The organism is Shewanella sp. S1-58-MNA-CIBAN-0166, from assembly GCF_040310085.1.
GTDB lineage: Bacteria > Pseudomonadota > Gammaproteobacteria > Enterobacterales > Shewanellaceae > Shewanella.
This window is the reverse complement of record NZ_JBEOPN010000021.1, coordinates 19,593-38,060: the sequence shown is the minus strand read 5'-3', so window position 1 is coordinate 38,060 and position 18,468 is coordinate 19,593. Positions and strand designations below refer to the sequence as shown.

16 protein-coding genes are annotated in these 18,468 nt (G+C 42.2%); 4 read left to right on the top strand and 12 right to left on the bottom strand.

Annotation, left to right across the window (positions count from 1 at the left end):
• Nucleotides 1–309: 309 nt before the first annotated feature.
• Nucleotides 310–1,575 carry an NRAMP family divalent metal transporter gene (locus AAEY99_RS13480; protein ID WP_101085909.1) on the bottom strand — a complete coding sequence of 422 codons (1,266 nt, stop codon included), beginning with the start codon at nucleotides 1,573–1,575 and terminating at the stop codon, nucleotides 310–312.
• A gap of 12 nt (nucleotides 1,576–1,587) precedes the next feature.
• On the bottom strand, nucleotides 1,588–2,127 hold the full coding sequence (locus tag AAEY99_RS13475; protein WP_182744897.1) for a PH domain-containing protein: 540 nt from the start codon (nucleotides 2,125–2,127) through the stop codon (nucleotides 1,588–1,590).
• Nucleotides 2,128–2,350: 223 nt separating this feature from the next.
• Here AAEY99_RS13475 and AAEY99_RS13470 point away from each other — a divergent pair, with 223 nt between their 5' ends.
• Both AAEY99_RS13470 and AAEY99_RS13465 read left to right on the top strand, forming a co-directional pair.
• Nucleotides 2,351–4,918 carry a TonB-dependent receptor gene (locus tag AAEY99_RS13470; protein WP_192115701.1) on the top strand — a complete coding sequence of 856 codons (2,568 nt, stop codon included), beginning with the start codon at nucleotides 2,351–2,353 and terminating at the stop codon, nucleotides 4,916–4,918.
• Nucleotides 4,919–5,013: 95 nt separating this feature from the next.
• On the top strand, nucleotides 5,014–5,646 hold the full coding sequence (locus tag AAEY99_RS13465; protein ID WP_192115703.1) for a glutathione S-transferase family protein: 633 nt from the start codon (nucleotides 5,014–5,016) through the stop codon (nucleotides 5,644–5,646).
• A 62-nt stretch (nucleotides 5,647–5,708) separates the two neighbouring features.
• On the opposite strand, the gene AAEY99_RS13460 is transcribed toward AAEY99_RS13465, so the two are convergent.
• From AAEY99_RS13460 to AAEY99_RS13445, 4 genes are all read right to left on the bottom strand, one after another.
• Entirely contained in the window at nucleotides 5,709–6,209 is a 501-nt protein-coding gene (locus AAEY99_RS13460) for a DUF4447 family protein (protein ID WP_162022444.1), read from the bottom strand.
• Between the two features lie 91 nt (nucleotides 6,210–6,300).
• Nucleotides 6,301–6,702 (bottom strand): SMI1/KNR4 family protein, encoded by a 402-nt coding sequence (locus AAEY99_RS13455; RefSeq protein WP_011636316.1) that lies wholly within the window; start codon nucleotides 6,700–6,702, stop codon nucleotides 6,301–6,303.
• 175 nt (nucleotides 6,703–6,877) lie between these two features.
• A complete protein-coding gene (locus AAEY99_RS13450; protein WP_351010824.1) occupies nucleotides 6,878–7,657 on the bottom strand; it encodes a nucleotidyltransferase family protein in 780 nt (259 codons plus the stop codon).
• A 214-nt stretch (nucleotides 7,658–7,871) separates the two neighbouring features.
• Nucleotides 7,872–9,959 (bottom strand): M13 family metallopeptidase, encoded by a 2,088-nt coding sequence (locus AAEY99_RS13445; RefSeq protein WP_101085903.1) that lies wholly within the window; start codon nucleotides 9,957–9,959, stop codon nucleotides 7,872–7,874.
• A gap of 293 nt (nucleotides 9,960–10,252) precedes the next feature.
• Here AAEY99_RS13445 and rsuA point away from each other — a divergent pair, with 293 nt between their 5' ends.
• The gene (gene rsuA / locus AAEY99_RS13440; RefSeq protein ID WP_101085902.1) at nucleotides 10,253–10,942 is read left to right on the top strand and encodes a 16S rRNA pseudouridine(516) synthase RsuA; all 690 of its coding nucleotides are present in this window, start codon (nucleotides 10,253–10,255) and stop codon (nucleotides 10,940–10,942) included.
• A 183-nt stretch (nucleotides 10,943–11,125) separates the two neighbouring features.
• Here rsuA and AAEY99_RS13435 read toward each other — a convergent pair whose 3' ends face one another.
• Genes AAEY99_RS13435 through AAEY99_RS13425 form a run of 3 tightly spaced genes read right to left on the bottom strand, consistent with a single transcriptional unit; the run spans nucleotide 11,126 to nucleotide 13,196 of the window.
• Nucleotides 11,126–12,064, bottom strand: coding sequence for a DUF4097 family beta strand repeat-containing protein (locus AAEY99_RS13435; protein ID WP_351010822.1), 939 nt, complete (start codon nucleotides 12,062–12,064; stop codon nucleotides 11,126–11,128).
• On the bottom strand, nucleotides 12,061–12,702 hold the full coding sequence (locus tag AAEY99_RS13430; RefSeq protein ID WP_351010821.1) for a hypothetical protein: 642 nt from the start codon (nucleotides 12,700–12,702) through the stop codon (nucleotides 12,061–12,063). The genes AAEY99_RS13435 and AAEY99_RS13430 overlap by 4 nt, the downstream gene beginning before the upstream one ends.
• Nucleotides 12,699–13,196: an RNA polymerase sigma factor gene (locus AAEY99_RS13425; protein ID WP_351010819.1), complete on the bottom strand. Its 498-nt coding sequence runs from the start codon at nucleotides 13,194–13,196 to the stop codon at nucleotides 12,699–12,701. The genes AAEY99_RS13430 and AAEY99_RS13425 overlap by 4 nt, the downstream gene beginning before the upstream one ends.
• A gap of 298 nt (nucleotides 13,197–13,494) precedes the next feature.
• Between AAEY99_RS13425 and AAEY99_RS13420 the strand changes: the two genes are divergently transcribed.
• Nucleotides 13,495–15,357: a methyl-accepting chemotaxis protein gene (locus tag AAEY99_RS13420; protein ID WP_351010817.1), complete on the top strand. Its 1,863-nt coding sequence runs from the start codon at nucleotides 13,495–13,497 to the stop codon at nucleotides 15,355–15,357.
• A 142-nt stretch (nucleotides 15,358–15,499) separates the two neighbouring features.
• On the opposite strand, the gene rpiA is transcribed toward AAEY99_RS13420, so the two are convergent.
• The 3 genes from rpiA to AAEY99_RS13405 form a co-directional block, all read right to left on the bottom strand.
• The gene (gene rpiA / locus AAEY99_RS13415; protein ID WP_011636324.1) at nucleotides 15,500–16,159 is read right to left on the bottom strand and encodes a ribose-5-phosphate isomerase RpiA; all 660 of its coding nucleotides are present in this window, start codon (nucleotides 16,157–16,159) and stop codon (nucleotides 15,500–15,502) included.
• A gap of 64 nt (nucleotides 16,160–16,223) precedes the next feature.
• On the bottom strand, nucleotides 16,224–17,036 hold the full coding sequence (locus tag AAEY99_RS13410; RefSeq protein ID WP_351010815.1) for a mechanosensitive ion channel family protein: 813 nt from the start codon (nucleotides 17,034–17,036) through the stop codon (nucleotides 16,224–16,226).
• An 11-nt stretch (nucleotides 17,037–17,047) separates the two neighbouring features.
• Nucleotides 17,048–18,400 carry a P-loop NTPase family protein gene (locus AAEY99_RS13405; protein WP_351010814.1) on the bottom strand — a complete coding sequence of 451 codons (1,353 nt, stop codon included), beginning with the start codon at nucleotides 18,398–18,400 and terminating at the stop codon, nucleotides 17,048–17,050.
• Nucleotides 18,401–18,468: the final 68 nt, after the last annotated feature.

Sequence of the window (18,468 nt, the reverse complement as noted above, 5' to 3'; positions counted from 1 at the left end):
AGTCAGATTAATCCTGCTTGAACTGCAATCGATTTCTAACACTGCTAGTGCCGCTTCGCTGCTAGGGCGACCTTCGGTCTGCTAGTGCCGCTTCGCTGCTAGGACGACCTTCGGTCTGCTAGTATCGCTTCGCTGCTAGGGCGACCTTCGGTCTGCTGGTATCGCTTCGCTGCTAGGGCGACCTTTGGTCTGCTAGTATCGCTTCGCTGCTAGGGCGAGCTTCGGCCTGCTAGTGTCGCTTCGCTGTTAGGCTGTAGATTTTATAGGATCTAGCCGCGTAGCGTCCTAGTCTCTAGGCTTTTAGTGAGATTATTTTGTGAGATACCAATAAATAAACAAAATAGCGAAGCTAACTAAATACAATAAACCAATCCAAGACAATCCAACCATCACCCGGCCATAACGATGTTTTTTAGCCAAGGTGTCACTGGTCATTAAACGGAAGTTAAGCCAAGCAAAAATAACGGTAGTCATAAAGGCAAGGATCATCACAAATTCAAGCAGCGGTAATAAGGCGCCTTTAAAGAATAAAATGAGTAATAAACCCAGCGCGCTGATCCCGAGCATCACCTGGGTTAAATAACTGCGTGTGGACGTGTTGTTAGACAGTAATCGCCAGCCCATATCAAGTGTGCGGCTATAACCATCAATTACCGTCACTGTGGTGCTAAAAATACATAAAAACGCGACTATCCCAATGAGATAGCGGCTTTCATTGCCCATAACTTGGCTATAGAGGGTGATCAATTGCGACGCAAATACCGCGCCAGAGTCAGAAAAACGCTCGCCACTGCCGTGCATCACTAATGCGCCTAACGCTAAAAATACAATCGCCAGTAATGCCGTGGTGACATAGCCTAGATTAAAATCAAAAATAGCCTGCTTGGCGGTTACCGTTTGAGTTTTACGTTTTTCTATTAACCATAATGAGTTCCAAGTACTGACCTCTATCGGAGCAGGCATCCACCCCATCATCGCCACTAAAAAACCGACATACGCCCATTGCCAAGGAGATTCGCCAACCACTGGAGTGCCGAATCCGCTATGACGATTAAAAGCCAATGCCACGGCGACTAAGGTGGTTAACGTAAGAGCCAACATGATAATTTTGGTCATTTTATCAAGCAGTTTGTAGTGGCCGAAAATTAATAATGCTAATGAGCTGACCAATACAATTAGCGCTAATACATCAATCGATAGCGGAATAAATTGGGTTAACATTGCTGCCGTTAACATACATACCCCCGCCGTACTGGCAATGGCGGCAATAACATTAAGCCCCGTAAACAGCATCAAATACCCGCGGCCTTGCTTTTGATAACCGTGCAATAAACTCTCATCAGTTGCTGCTGTGTAGCGAGCGCCAGCGGCGAAGAAAGGATACTTAACGATATTGACTAATAAAATGAGCCACGCCAGTTGCCAACCAAATTCGGCACCCGCTCGAGTTGAGGCGACTAAGTGAGAAGCGCCAATCGCGGCGGCGGCCATTAAGATCCCAGGTCCTGTGGCTTTAAACAGTGTGTTAACACGAGATACCCACGGTAAGGCTGATGCAGTTTGTTGATTAAGCATGTTAAAAAAGACCTAGTTTGATTGTTTAGCGGTTAATGATTGTTCAATACGCAAAAGAGTAGCGTTCATTTGTTGTAGATTGTCGAGGATTAATGCATCGGTATTGGGGCGGGCCGATGTGTGGTCTTTCCGTTCAGTGAGTTGTGTTTTTTGTGCCAGTACTTGTGCTCTAAAATCCACTACATTTATGACGCCCGTTAAGTTAATTAACGCCCCAGCACCAGATTGCCCGGCGGTTTCTACGGTAAGTTTATGTATGCCAAACATGCGCATGATGGGGCCTTGGATAAGTGCCATATCGGTGATTTTATCCAATGGAACGGTATTTTCAGTTCGAGTAAACAACCCTTTGCGGACGATGAGTTTTTGCTCAGTTAATTCAGCACTCATGTTATTGATGTAACGTTTTGTCGCCAATAACCCTAGGGGAAACCATAATAATAACAATGGAATACCAACAACACTTAGGCAAAAGACTAAGCTGCCAGACAATAACCAGTACAGACCTAGGTTTGCATGAAAGTGGGCACTAACTAGCGTTTTGTCACTCATCTGACCTCCATATCAAAAGCATTTAAATTCACTTTTTTTAAGTATTTATTCTTGTTTAAGTGGCTGGTTACATTTACATTACGGGCTTGTGTTGACTTTGTTAAGAAATGACTTAACTTAGTTACGTAAGTATAAATCCGCACGAGTTGCGCGTCGTTATAGCTTTAACGGCAGTGTGCAGCAGTCAAGGATGTAAAACAATAAATTAACGTTAAGGATGATCATGAAAAAAACTAACCTACTGCGTAGTGCTTGCGCTATCGCTATATCACTGTCCCTTGCCCCTATCGCATTCGTTTCTCAAGCTGCCGAAGCAGGTGCTGAATCAAAAGTTGAACGAATTGAAGTGACCGGTTCTCGTATCAAACGAACTGATATTGAAGGACCTTCGCCAGTACAATCGTTAAATAAAGACGATATCGCCAACATGGGTTTCGATAACCTACAACAATTGCTTGAGCGTATGCCTGCAAACGGTTCTGGTGCATTTTCTACTCGTGGAAACAGCCAAGACTCTACCGCTAACGGTGGTGCATCAATCAGTTTACGTGGCTTAGGGCCAGATGCCACTTTGGTACTTATCAATGGTCGCCGAGTGGGATCGAGTGCCTTTGCTGAAGGTATTTCGAATTCATTTGTTGATATCAACAATATCCCAGTATCAGCGATTGAGCGCATTGATATTCTTAAAGACGGTGCTTCAGCCATTTATGGTTCTGATGCTATCGCTGGTGTGGTTAACATCATATTAAGAAAAGATATCGAAGGGCTTGAAATTAACCTAGGTTATGGTGATGACAGCGGTACGGGTTATGACGAAACCACAGCCAGCTTAGTGTGGGGCGTAAAAGCCGACAAAGGCAGTGCGTCAATTATTCTTGATTACTTTACTAATGGTACTTTGTCAGCAAGCGATATGGGTCGTTTTGGCACCGCTAACCAATCACCTTACGGCGGTGAAGATTACCGTTCATCACGAGGCTTTCCAGGGTATTTTTATGTTAATGGTGTGAAAACTATCGATCCTGATTGCCCCGCTGAGAATGCCACAGCAAGTGGCAGTTGTTTGTTTGATTACGGTCCATACAATTTAACCATTCCAACGTCTGAGCGTGTTGGTGCTATTGGCCAATTTGATTACATGCTCGGTGAAGATTTAACTGCATTTTTAGAGTTATCTGTACAACATAACACCTCTGAAGCGGGTGGTGCACCAACGCCATTAGATGAAGATGCTGGTTTAACCGTGCCTGGTTCTCATCCTAACAACCCATTTGGGCAAGACATTGATATCGGCCGTTACCGTACGGTTGATGCTGGCGCTCGTCGTTGGGATATCGAATCAGATACTATGCGTATTGTTGCCGGTCTTCGCGGTGTAATAAACGATTGGGACTGGGAAGTATCAGCGCAACGTGGTCGCAGTGAATCAACTCAAACAGGCGATCGTTCACAAGGTTGGGTAAGAACTGATTACTTACAAGCCGAAATTGATGCCGGTAATTACAATCCTTTTGGCGGCACGATTAACTCAGCAGATGTAATTGATCGCATCACTACTAGCCTAGTAAGACAAGGTAAGTCGAGCATCACAGCTTATGATGCGAGTATTTCTGGCCATGCGTTTACTATCGCCGACCGCGATATCATGATGGCTGCAGGTGCAGAGTATCGCGAAGAAAGCGTTAGTGACGTGCCAGATGAGCAGTTCCAGCGCGGTCTGATTTTTGGTACTGAAGCGGTGTCTGCATTTGGTTCACGTGATCAACATGCTGCCTATGTAGAATTATCAATTCCTATTGCAGACAACTTTGAACTGCAGTTAGCGGGTCGTTATGACAGCTACAGTGACTTTGGTTCAACCACTAACCCTAAAATTGCCTTCCAATGGGGCATTAGTGACGAGATAACTGCACGTGGTTCTTGGTCAACTGGTTTCCGTGCACCATCGTTAGCGCAAATAGGCTTAGGTCCATCTGAAAAAAGTGACTTTTTAATTGATAGCTATCGTTGTGAAGCTGATAACGTAGATTGTGAGTTATTGGATTACAACTTTATATTTGCCGGTAACCCTAACCTTAAAGCAGAAGAGTCAGAAACCTGGAATGTGGGCATGATTTGGGCTCCAAGTCAGCAGTTTGATATTGGTGTCGATATGTACAATATCCTCCAAGATCACAAGATTGATTCACTGCAAAACCAGGTTCTTTATGATGAAAATTGTAATGATCAAAACAGTACGGTCTGTTTGCGAAATGCACCGCAAGCAGGTCAGACATTTGGTCCGCTTGATGTGATTAAATCTGGATTCGTCAATATTGGTTCACAAGAAGTTCAAGGTGTGGATTTATCAACTCATTATGGTCTTGAATTAAACCGCTATGGTGACGTTAAGTTTGGTCTAGAGTACAGTTACTTAATCAGCTTTGAAAAAGAAATTGATGGCGAGATCATTGATTACACTGGTGAGTATGAGTATCCACAACACCGCTGGTTAGCGACAACTAACTGGAACATGGATGACTTTGCCGCTAACGTTAACTTAAGTTACATCGGCGAGTTTGAAGATTTCAACGAAACCCGTACCGTTGATGCACAGTTGTTAGTTGATATGTCTGGTTCATATCGTTTCAATGACACGGTTAAGCTATCTGTAGGTGTTAATAACGTGTTTGATGAAGAGCCATCATTTGCGATTGGTGATGGTGATGCTGACCTATATGGTTACGCAATGGGTGTACATAACCCATTAGGCCGTTATATTTATACTAAAGTCACAATGAAGTTCTAATGACAACGTCATAAGATAACAACAGCCACATTCACTTAAGGTGCAATGTGGCTTTTTTTATTCTCATTAACCTCATCATACAAAATGGAGCCAAAATGATTACGTTATACGGAACCCAAAAAAGTCGTGCGCTACGCGTATCTTGGCTTTTAGAAGAGTTAGGTATTGCATGGCAGTTTTATGCTATCGATTTTGCTAATGGTGAACATAAAGGTGACGCATTTTTAGCCCTTAACCCTAGTGGCAAAATGCCAGTACTCACAGAGGGTGATTTTGTGTTAAGCGAATCTGCGGCCATTATGCGTTATTTAGCGGAAAAGTACGGCCAAGGTAAATGGTTGCCAAAACCGGGTACTCAAGAGTCTGCTATCCATGAACGCTGGATGAGCTTTGTCATTAGTGAGCTTGAACAACCGATTTGGAGTATTGCAAAGCATCGTTTTGCGTTGCCAAAAGAACTGCGTGTAGACACTATGTTTACTGTAGCTAAATGGGAGTTTGATCAGGCGACAGCTATTGCTGAAACTTGGATACCGGAGTCTGGGTTTGTATGTGGCTGCGAGCCAATGGTCGCCGATATACTATTAAGCCAAACATTAGGGTGGGCTTTGGGATTCAAGCAAGACATTCCGCCAAAGTTGTCAGCGTATCGTGATAGGCTAAAGCAACGTCCTGCTTTGGCTGCTGCGCTCGCCAAAACAGTAGCACTTGCCGATGTCGCTAAATAACCGTTATTAAAAAGGAAGCCCGAAGCTTCCTTTTAGTGATTGACTGTCAAAATGGAGGTTTTTTATAACTGAGTAGCGGCCCATTTTGCACGGCTTTCTCGGCTTTCGCTCATGCCGTTATCAGCACGATAAGCTTTATAGGCTTCGGCATCGAGCGCGACTAAGCTTACATCCACTTCAAGTACGAGTTTACATTCTTTTTTAATACGCCAAGCTGCGGCATTGTACAATTCAGTTAATGGTAAAGTGCTTAAAAATTCTGGATTGTATTGGGTATATAGCGCTTGAGTCGGATACACCACAAAGGCTAACCGACGCTTAGGCTCTTTTTTAAATAGCTCTTCAATACCGTCAGAGGTGTTGAGCACTTGCATTTCGATAATATCATCGATTTCTAGTAACTTTTTTTGAGCCGGAATCGGTGCTTCTTTCTCGCCAGATTCCCATGCCATCACGTCTTCATTACTGGCTTTAGTGATGCTAGCAACCTGTTCAGTTGTTAGGCCTAAAGACTGACGTAAACATTGAATTTCAATTGCATTTAAACCGGTATTTTTCGACATGATCGTTCTCATTGTTAGTGATAATTTGTTTGATAACCGTTCATTATCTCGCGTTGGGTTAGTTAACTCCAACCGAGGCTAATAAATAAGATTATCGATTAAGCCATACGTCTTCGGCCCAATGCCAAAATGATTCCCATACTTTGTCGCTAAATCGGCCTTTTTTCCAAAACAACACTTGGCTTTCTTCATCAATACAATAAAAGCTATCACCGATTTGGCAAATGGCAATTTGTTCGCGAGGTAATCCAATAGACCAAGCATAACAAGCCACTTCAGGTAAGTAGGTATGTGAAGATGGATCGGCAGCGGTAACAGGTTCAAGCGTGCCATAAATAACATCGCTGCCATACAGTAAGAATTCTTTTAGATCGTTGGGTAAACCAATTAAGATCTGTTCTTCAACTTCTACAAGTTGCTCAAAAGTTGGCAATTCTAACGGCACCGGTACGGTTTCGCTTAATTCTTGTAGTTGTTCAATAATGTCATTCATCGCATTGTCCAGCAGATCGTTTTGTAATGGGCGCGAGTATAGCAGAAGTGATTGTTGCGGATCTTGTTTGGCAAAAAAAAAGCGCTCATATGAGCGCTAAAAGGGTGGAAACTTACTGTGATTAGAAAAACGTTAGGGGTTGAGAGTTATTCATAATAAGGATAGTTATCAGTATTTATGCTACTTGTTGTTGTGAACTATATAAACTTTGACGTTTATAGCTTAACCACGCTTTATGATACTGCTTGTGCGAGTCTTGACGAAGCTTGGCTATCATGGCTTGCTCAATGTCATTTAAGTGTCTAGATGTGGCTTTCGCCTGAGACTCTATCTGTTGGATTTGCTCATAAACATGATGTTCAGGGCCACTTTTTATGTCGGCAATATCATTTAAATGAAATTGTACTTCAACCACCATTTGGCTAACGGGTAATTTCACTAATACATTTAAATCACGATAACCTGACACTTTAGGATGAGAAAAACGATTTTTTAATTGCACAATTTCGGTGTATTGGCTCAACTGTTGGTAACTTGATAGCAAGCTTTTTACGTCATAGGCCACCACACTTGCCCGTGCTATATCGGTTAGTTGGCTGGCGTCGCCATTAAATTTTGTTTGCACTTTTTGAGCAGCACGCTGATAACTTTTGGTCGCAGGAATAATGGTTTTAGTATTACTTGATTGATCAATGAAGTGGAGTAGGTCAATCAGTTCTTGCTGCGCCACTGGTGCCCGAGACATCAGAGCATGTAAGTTATCGGTATCTTGTGTCACCAAGTCGCTGTTGTGATCATAAAGCGCCATTAGCTGCTCAATATCATTAGATGATTTTTGGCTGAAATCAGATGGCTGAGCTAGCTTGGTGTATTTAAGCTCGTTAGGCTGGGCAATAGCACCACGTGTAGACAGTAAAATTAAGAATATAAAGAAGGTACGAAACAACTTATTCATTGAATAGCTCCAGCATAATGTCTGTTAATCCAATGTACCGCTTTTTGGCTGAATAGGGGCTGAATGAACAAGGTTTAATGATATATATTAACGTGGCTTTGTGTTCTATTCGTTTTTATTATCAAGTGGTTAGTTTTTTTATAATAAAAAAGGGCATCTTTCGATGCCCTTTTTTTGTGTAAATGTGACCTAAGTCAGTCATTCACCTTGGTGATTACCAAATTTTTACGCGACTAGCTGGCTCAATATACATCTTGTCGCCTTCTTTCACGTCATAAGTGCTGTAGAACTCAGGCATGTTAGATAACGCACCTAATGCACGGAAATGACCAGGTGAATGCGGATCAGTTGCAACGCGGTTACGCATGGCTTCTTCTTTCATCTTCACACGCCAAATTTGAGTGAAGCCCATGAAGAAACGTTGATCGCCTGTTAAGCCATCAATAACTGGTGCTTCTTTACCGTCAAGTGACATTTTGTAAGCTTTATAGGCGATAGTCACACCTGATAAGTCACCAATGTTCTCGCCTAATGTTAGGCTGCCATTCACGTGTAGGTCGTCAAACACTTGATAACCATTGTACTGAGCGATTAATGCATTGCCTTTTGACTCGAATGCTTTTAAGTCAGCTTCGGTCCACCAGTCACGCATGTTGCCTTCACCATCAAATTTAGCACCTTGGTCATCAAAACCATGGCCCATTTCGTGGCCAATAACAGCACCAATACCACCATAGTTAACCGCATCATCAGCTTCTAAGTTGAAGAAAGGCGGTTGTAAAATCGCAGCCGGGAACACGATTTCGTTCATGGTTGGGTTGTAGTAAGCGTTAACGGTTTGTGGCGTCATGTGCCACTCGTCTTTGTCAATTGGTTGGCCTAACTTAGCAAGACTTTTGTTATGCTCAACAATCGCCGCACGCTTGGCGTTACCGACTAAATCATCTGCTTTAATGGTTAGTTTGCTGTAGTCATCCCACTTGTTTGGGTAACCAATTTTAGGATTAAACTTAGCCAATTTATCTTTTGCAGCAACTTTAGTATCAGCACTCATCCAATCTAATGAATCAATGCTTGAACTATAAGCGCCACGTAGGTTTTCAACTAACTGTTCCATGCGGGTTTTAGCTTCTGGTGCAAAGTGACGTTTCACATACACTTTACCCACTACTTCGCCTAGCGTGTCACTCACAGTGCTCACGCCACGCTTCCAACGAGGTTCTTGTTCTTCTTGACCATTAAGCGTCTTAGAGAAAAACTCAAAGTTTTCGTTATCTAATGCTTCAGATAAATTGCTGGCATTATGAGTTAATGCCATCCAAGTCATGTAGTTTTTCCAAGTATCAAGGTCGTTATTTTTAAGCACCTCGTTTAAGCCTTGGATATAACTTGGTTGGTTGATAATGATATCTGTTTGCTTGTCGCCGCCAAGCGCCGCTAAATAACCATCCCAGTTAATTTCTGAAGCCAATTCTGGCAAATTCTTAACTTGGTATAGGTTGTATGTTTTAGTACTGTCGCGCGTTTCAACAACGTCCCAATGCTTTTCTGCAATTTGAGTTTCAAGTGCAAGAATGGCTTCAGCGTTGGCTTTTGCATTTGGTAAGCCAGCAAGGTTGTACATTTTCTCAATGTGTTCAACGTAGGCTTTACGGATGTTGACGAAGCGTTCTTCTTGATTAAAGTAGTAATCTTTCTCTGGCAGGCTTAAACCATATTGCCAAATGTGTGTGGCATAGCGGCTTGAATCTTTAGCATCAATTTCAACATAGAATGCTAGCGGTGTACCGCCACCGTTTGCTTGGTTTTCACCAAAAAATGCGGTTAATTCTTTTTTATCTTTCAGGGCTGCAATTTTATCCAAATCAGCTTGGATTGGTGCAATACCTAATTTATCAAGCGTTTCAACATCCATGAATGAGCGATATAAATCAGCCACTTTCTGTTCATCTGTGCCATCGGCTAGATTCGGCGTCGCGCTTAAATCTTCAATAATGGCTTTAACGTCATCACGTGCATTTTCACGTAAGTCGTAAAATGCGCCAATGTTGGTACGGTCGCTAGGGATTTCTGCATTTTTCATCCATGCGCCGTTAACATACATATAAAAATCGTCTTGTGGGCGCACTGACTTGTCGATGTTGTCAAACGTGATGCCAGACGTAAGTGCTTTTTCTACTGCAGCAGCAGTAGCTGTTTTTGCGACATCTGCAGCAGGCGTAACGACTGCCTTGTCATCACTACAAGCACTCAAGCCTGCAATTAATGAGGCGCATAGACCGCCAATAACCAATTTTCTCATGTTGTTTCCTTTGCTTGATGTAAAAAGCCCTTCAATGGGGCATTGCGATCAGTGTCGCTTAATTCAGTAATAACCCCTTTATCCAAAGGGAAAAGCTATTACTTTTTATTGTGAATTGTATGTTAAGGCCTTATCCGCCTATAAAACAAGCCGCAAGGAGGCCTTTTTAGCGTGTTTTTTGTGAGGATGTGTAACCAAAAATTACCTTAGCGGTGAAAAATATCGGTGATTGATTTCTATTTAAGCGTGTAAGCAGCATAATAGCGTCAATATTTTTAGATTGAGTAATCATTGTGCGTTTAGACAAATTTATCTGTGAAAGTACCGAACTGACTCGGTCATTGGCCAAGAGAGCCTTGCATCGTGGTGACGTTACCTGTGATGGTGTTGTGGTCAAAAACTCAGGTTTTAAAGTACTACCACAAATGTCGGTGCATTTAGACGGCATATTAATTAGCGTGATTGGCGAGCGTTACATCATGTTAAACAAACCGGTAGACACCATTTGTTCAACCATCGATGAAGAATATCCATCCGTATTGAGTTTGATTGATATTGAGAAAATGGACACTTTGCACATTGCTGGTCGATTAGATGTCGACACCACAGGCTTAGTGTTAATTACCAGCGATGGTCAGTGGTCGCATAAAATCACTTCGCCAAAAAAAGATTGTGGCAAACGCTATTTGGTTGAATTAGCCGAACCTATTGATGACAGTTTAATCCAGGTATTTGCCGATGGTGTTGAGCTGCGCAATGAAGATGAGCTGACCAAGCCTGCTTTGCTCGATATTATTGACTCAACTCATGTGCGATTGACGATTAGCGAAGGTAAGTACCATCAAGTTAAGCGTATGTTTGCCGCGGTGGGTAATAGAGTGGTTAATTTACACCGTGAAGCGGTAGGTGATATCGAGTTAAACACGGACTTAGCCGCAGGTGAATGGCGCTTTTTAACCGATGCTGAAATGAAATCTGTGTAGTCATTATTTGAATATATAAAAGTGCCCGGTTGTCACCATATAATGATTACCGGGCATTTCTTTATCTGCTCATTGCAAATCAATTTCTACTCAATACAAAATCACTTTTTCAATACAGAATCAATTGCGAGCAAAGCGCTCTTTTATAAGCATCGCTTACCCCGAGCTAATGTTATTTTACACTTATTGAGTCAGGCTAATTTTGCCACTAATGGTATTGATGTTGACTTGACCTGTGCCAGCTTGAGTTTTGAACTGCAACGTTTTGGCTGGTGAGTACTTTTGTTTTAGCGGTTTATCATCGGTTAATTGATTGTCGATTTTTCCACCAGGGCCGCCATCAATCATAAAACTGGTGTTAGGCATACCAGCAAACGTTAGTGCCATATCTCCACTTATGGTTTCGAGTTGTGCTTTGTTTAAATCGGCCCCTAAGGTTAATTGTGCATCGCCACTGATGGTAACAATATTCAACTCAGTGACTTGGTTAACGATTGCGGTTATGTCACCAGACACTTGGTCGACAGACAAATGTGTAAAAGCGCTTTGGCTTTTTAGTTCGCCACTGACTAAGCGCAGCTCAGCCTCGCCTTGGCTATTGCTATCAGTGATATCGCCCGATACTGTTTCGAGGTTAATTTTTCCTGCTAGCTCAGAGGTATTAATATTGCCTGACACCGTGGTGAGTTTAGTATTGCCACTAAGTTGTTGGGCGTTAATGTTGCCGCTGACTAACGCTAACGATATTTGGCCATTTAGCTGTGATAATTGATAACTGGCTGATACTCCCTCGGCATCTAAACCTAGCTGTTTTGGCAGGTAAATGGTCAGTTGTGACCCTTGTTTATTACTGCCCTGATAACTGCGGGGTAATTTATCTTCTACAATAACGCTATTGCCTTTAACCTCAAATATTAAGCCTTGGCTTAACTCATCAAGTTCACCTTTAATCTGAATGCTATTTTTATCCCAACTGACGAGCTCAACGTTACCCCGTTGTATTTTCATGCTGACCGAAGGGTTATCAGAAACACTTAATTGTTGGTCAACGGCTTCTTTGGCCATTGAGATAAAACTGATACCGATTAACGGCACGATTAACACGTATTTAAGAATGCTCATATTGTATTTCCTTGTTGTGTCTGTTTAGACGTAAATGGGAGCTTTTGGCCTTGCTGCAATAGGGTTATTTGACGTTGCATGATCCAGCGCCATAATTGCCACATTTGTTGATTAGTCGGTTGTTGTTTCAATGCTGCTTGTACTTGTTTTGAGGCGGTATCCAGCTCGGCTAATGCTTGGCTAATATCGCTCTGTATCTGTTGTGGAGCATCAGTTGATGATAATTGCCAACTCACGGTGTATTGGTTTTGATTAAAAACATCCAGTTGGGTCTGATGAGTCATGGCTATTTGATCGACTAGCTCAGCTAATGTTGTCTCAGATAATGTTGCCTGGGTGTGGGTTGGCGATGTTACTAGGCTTGCCTCAGTATTCAATGTCGACCCTGGGGCGGTTGAGGTTATTGTGGCAGTTTGCGGCAGCAATGAATTACCCTCTGGGCGTTGCCAAAGCAGGATGGTCAGCATACAAAAAACTGCAACGCTAGCGGCGATAAGCCAAGGGCGAACCAGATGTTTTTTTTGCTGAGATTGAGGTGGTAACTTAGCTGCAATCGCTGGCCACAAATCGGTTGTCGGTTGCATCTCTAGCGGCAATGACTTGATTAGGCTATCGAGGTCTTGCGGTGACGGGTTCATGCAAGCATCTCCTGTAAAAATTGTTTAGCATTATGGTACTGCGCTTTACTCGTGCCCTCGGCAATGTTGAGTAGGGCGGCAATTTCTTTATGTTGATAACCTTCAATCGCACACAGTACAAATACCATACGAGTCCGTTGAGGTAATTTGGCAATACACTTATCTAATTGGTGATATTCATCAAAGGCAACCGTGGGTATGTCCTGCGGCTCAAGTTGCTCTGTCGGTATAAAGCGTCGCCACCACGATTGTTGTACCCTTAGTTCGTTAATCGCTTGGCGGACGCACAAGCGATGCAACCAGGTGGTAAATTGGCTGTCGCCTCTGAATTGGTCCAATTTATGCCATAAGCGTATAAAACAAGCTTGGGTCATATCGTCAGCAAGATGAGCTTGGCCACTCAATCTAAAGCAAATGGCGTAAACCCGTTTATGATGACGCCGATAGAGTTGCTGGAATGCCTGTTTGCAACCAGTAACCGCTATTGCGACCAACTGACTGTCGTCAAGTGCCGCTAAGTGGCTTAATTGCTCGGTTTTTGACTGATTAATAGTGGCATCCTTAATGTCACAACATATCCAATATGATGGTGTAGTTATTTGACAGCCTCAAGTCGGCAAAAGGTTTATATGAGTGTTTATAAATAATCACTTTTCTTTTAAAAAGTTTAGCTTTATTCATGTTTGCCGATAACTAATTGCTATACTGATGTTGCAAGATTGATCTAAATTCCATGCCAGATCATAAAATAATAACAATAACGTTAAATCTTACTCTTGGGTGGTAGAAAATATGCTTATTCGTTCGAAACTTATTTTAAGTTCGATCATTTCAATCTCCTCAGTACTCGCGATGTTCGGGTTACAAAATTATTCTGAATCAGTCCTGTTAGAATTATCAACCGCATCAAGCAGTATTGTTGAAATTGAAAAAAAAGTGCTTGAATTACGTACTGAAGAAAAGGATTTTCTCCATCGTGCAGATACTGTTTATGTTGAAAAATTTAAACATAGCATGAATGATATTTTGGCTTACATGGCTGAAGTACGTGTCGCGCTAGAACATCAAGATATGAATGTTGATGCTTTAGATGATTTTGAAAACAACCTCAATGATTATAAAACGATATTCCATGAGCTCATCGCGCTAAAAGTTGAGATAGGGCTAACTCCCGAGTCAGGTTTATATGGCGATTTGCGTTTGGCAGTTAAAAAAGTCGAAACTGTGCTGAGTGGCAATGCCGATGATGCCCTGCTGGTGGCTATGCTTCAGCTGCGTCGCAGTGAGAAAGACTTTATGCTCCGTCGTGATCCTAAATATGTACAAGCTTTTGATGACGGAATTGGCCGTTTTTTAGCTCAAGTACAACAGTCTACTTTGTCCTTCTCTGACAAAGAGCAATTGACTGCAGATATTAAAGATTATCGAGTGAATTTTAACAATTTAGTCAATAAAGAAGTGCTATTTGGTCTGTCGGACGAAGACGGTAAAATGGCCGAGTTGCGGGATAAAATTCATCAAACCGATAATGATACCGTTACCCTGCGAGAGGAAACCTTGGCCGAAATTGAACATGGTAAAAATCAGGCTTTTATTATTGGCTTAAGCATATTTTTGTTAATCGCTGCAGTACTGTGTATTTTCACCTATTTAATTATTCGTAGTATTATTAAGCCGGTGCAAGATATTACCTATGTAATTTCTTCAATTGAAAAAAGTAAAGACTTATCAATGCGTTGTGATGATTCTGGTAATGATGAATTATCGAAAATCGCCTATCACTTCAACCAAATGGTCATGACTTTTCAAGAATTGATCCAACAAGTGAACGAGTCGGTTACCGTAATGAATGAGTCGTGCCAAGAGCTGTCTCGAAATGCTATGACAGCTTCAGAAGGCGTGTTACGTCAGCTTAATGAAACCGACATGGTCGCTACAGCCGTTACCGAAATGGGGGCTACCATTGACGAAATTGCCAAGAATACTGAATTGGCGGCCAGTAAAGCCAGCCAAACTCATGAGAATGCTCAATCTGGTCAACAGGGCGTAGAACTCACCGTTCAAAAAATCACCTTGCTAGCGAAGCAATTAGCCGATTCAGCCGCTGTAGTTACTGAACTTGAGCGAGACAGTGTCACTATTGGCAGTGTGCTTGATGTGATTAGAGGCATTGCTGATCAAACAAACTTATTGGCATTAAACGCGGCGATTGAAGCAGCAAGAGCAGGTGAACAAGGTCGTGGTTTTGCGGTTGTTGCCGATGAGGTGCGCACGCTAGCCTTGCGAACACAAACGTCGACTCAAGAAATCTCCAGCATCATTTCAACCTTACAAGCGCGAACTCATTCTATTGTTAACCTTATGCACGAAAGCCAACAACAAGGGCGGGAGAGTGCTGAACAAGCCGCCATCGCGGGTGATGTTTTACGAACCATTACCAATGACGTGACCAATATTATGGACATGAGTACTCAAATTGCAGCGGCAATTGAAGAGCAAAGCATGGTTGCCGCAGAAGTGGGTAAAAACGTGGTGGTTATCCGTGATATTGCTGATGAATCATCGCAAGCAGCGGAAGAGAATGCCGCGGCTTCTGAAGATGTGAGAGTACGAGCCAAAGCACTGCATGAAGCGGTGAGCCAGTTCACAGTGTAATTCGTTGTCATTGCAGAACAGATACTAAAACAGAGACTAAAATAGAGACTAAAACAGATAAAAAATGGCCTAGCAGTAATGCTAGGCCATTTTTTTGTGCTCTTGCTAAACATTCAAGTTAATCAAGCGAATGGTTTAGTTTTTACAGTGTGATGGTGTTAACGCCATCAGGGGTGCCTACTAGTAGTACATCGGCACCGCGGTTAGCAAATAAACCGTTAGTCACTACACCGACAATGGCGTTGATTTTAGTTTCCATCACTTTAGGGTCTAAAATTTTCATATTGTAGACATCTAAAATAACGTTGCCGTTATCGGTTATTACGCCTTGACGGTAAACGGGGTCGCCACCTAATTTTACCAACTCACGCGCCACATAAGATCGTGCCATCGGGATGACTTCAACAGGCAACGGAAACTCACCTAAAATGGGCACTTGTTTGGTATTATCTACAATACAAATAAACCGTTTAGCTACCGCCGCGACAATCTTCTCGCGCGTTAATGCAGCTCCGCCACCTTTAATCATATCCATGCGGTCGTTAATCTCATCCGCGCCATCAACATAGACATCAATCAAATCAACACTGTTTAAATCAAATACTTCAATTCCGAGTTCGATGAGTTTTTTCGTTGATGCTTCAGAGCTTGATACCGCACCTTCGATGTCATCTTTCATGGTGGCAAGTGCATCAATGAAGTGATTGACTGTAGAGCCTGTACCTACACCGACGATGGTGTCTTTTTTGACATACTGCAGCGCTGCCCAACCTGCCGCTTTCTTCATTTCATCTTGAGTCATAGCAAATTCTCCATTTTAACAATCAAAAAGTGTTATCTAACAATTGAGTCGATTATAGCGTAAATTACTGAAATACCGTTTGTTGTACATCATAAAATTGGGCATTTTTAAATGCGCTTAATACCCTGATATTGATGTCACTGATAAACTTTTTCTCTAATCTTACGTCCATCACATACGCTTTGACTGTGATGGTTTGTAAAAACTGGCCAAAGTCGTGCTCGTTACCTAAGTTGACAATAATGGGCTTATTTAAAAAGGTATATGGTGAGCATTGCGTCGCTTCTCTGGCCAGCGCGATGGCTTTGTTGTGATCGGCATTCATTGGAATGGTAAAACTCACGACCACCATTTCATCTAAAGCGCCGCTATTTGCATTGGATACTGCAGTTTTTAACGCCTCAGCATTAGGCACCATCACGGTATTATCATCAAAGGTACGCAGCCAAGTTACGCTCCATTCCAGTTTAATGACTTCACCATAATGTCCAGATAACGTTACCATATCGCCAACGCGATAAGGCGGGTTGATCATAATAATAAACCCAGCAATCATGTTTTTGGCCGGTTCTTGGGTCGCTAAACCCACCACGATACTGATAGAACCTACCACAGCAAGGACTAAATTCTCATGTGGATCGATAATGCCAACGATCGAATAAACAATCACACTCAGCCACACAAATAAACGCACAAAAGGGTATGACCGATTCCAAATTAAGCGGTATTTAGGCAAGGCTTTATTCAGTTGATTTAAGCAAAATTGGATCAGTACCAATAACAGCCACGCCATTAGACACAGCAGTAAAATACTGATTATTCGGTCAAACGAAATGATCTCTAAAAATGCTTGTAATGCTTTACGGGAATCTTCCATAGTCGCCTCGTTTAATTAAACAACTTATTGTGATTCACCAAATGGCTGGCGACAATTTTACTTAATGTTGGAGTAATAAAGTAGAAATGCTCGGCAAAATCTTGTTGTGAATATTGCGCAATAATGAGTCCTTGGCGAGCTAAATATTCTAACTGCAAGCTGCTTTGTTCAATCGTAATGACAAAAATATGTGCATGCTGACTCACTCGTAAGCCACCATGAACATAAATCTCTGCTAATGAAAATAGGTCATTGTCTTGGCATTGTTGCAATACAGATGAGTTAATGCGGCAAATATCAATGCCATTATTTGAACGACTATTTGAGCTATTATCCGAACCGATATCGACTTGGTGCGCGAGAGAATACTGTAGCAACAATGATGCTAATTTGGGGTGCCCTTGGCTGATAGTGTACAGCTGTTTTAGCTGGTCTTTATAAGGATTAACAATATCCGCTTGATTATTATTGGTTTGCTCAGCTTGCTGTGCAGTGCTTTTTTTGGTGTTTTTATCGGCTGCAGTAGCGGTTTCTTTGGTCATCACGTCGTTACTGATTAACCCTAAATCAAGCAGATGCTTTGTTTGTATTGTGGCTAATTCGGTTTCACTGAAATAATCGAGCTGAAAAACATGCTTAATAAAGTGATGAATTTGGTACTGTGCACTTAATCGTTGCCATGCAAATATTTCACAGTTTATGATCCAACAATGATGTTTACGCGTTTCCATCACGATAGTTGCAAAGGTTACCAAGGCTTGATTATTTCCCATCACTCTCAACACCAGCTTGTGCATATCATCTATCATAATTAGCTGTGGTGGTTGCTGGTTGATGGCGGCAATCGTTTCGGTGATGGTGTTTGGTGGCGTAATACCAAAACAATAACAAACATGGGCTATCGCGTCATTTGCGCCTAATGGCGCTTGATAAAAACTCATCAATAGCCACTTGGACGGCAACGGTTTTACGTCAGGCATCGGTGCTTTTTTAGTGTCTTCGGCGATAATGGTTTGCAGTAAAGGCGGCAGTTGGCCTAAAAAAGATGATCCTCCAGCTCCAGCAGGCGAGACAATGGCACTGATTTCGCCGTGATGATTACGCCATTGGTTTATCACATCGGTAATTTGCTTGAGTTGTTTTTCTCGGCCAACGAAATCATCACTGGCATAAAGTGACTGATATAGCATCACCTGAGTAATTGGACCCCGACGAGCTTGAAGCGGATATTGGTTGGCGATAGTCTTGAGCGACATTTGCCCTTGTTGCGCTTCATCAGCCTCTGTTTTTAGGGTAGCTTTCGAGGTCAATAAGCTATTGAGCCATGGGTTTAATCGACTAAAAAAACGCAAGTTAATGTCCATCTATACTCTCTTTTTAAACGACTTATTCAATCTTAACATGAAGACAACAAAAAGCGTTATCTGTGCTG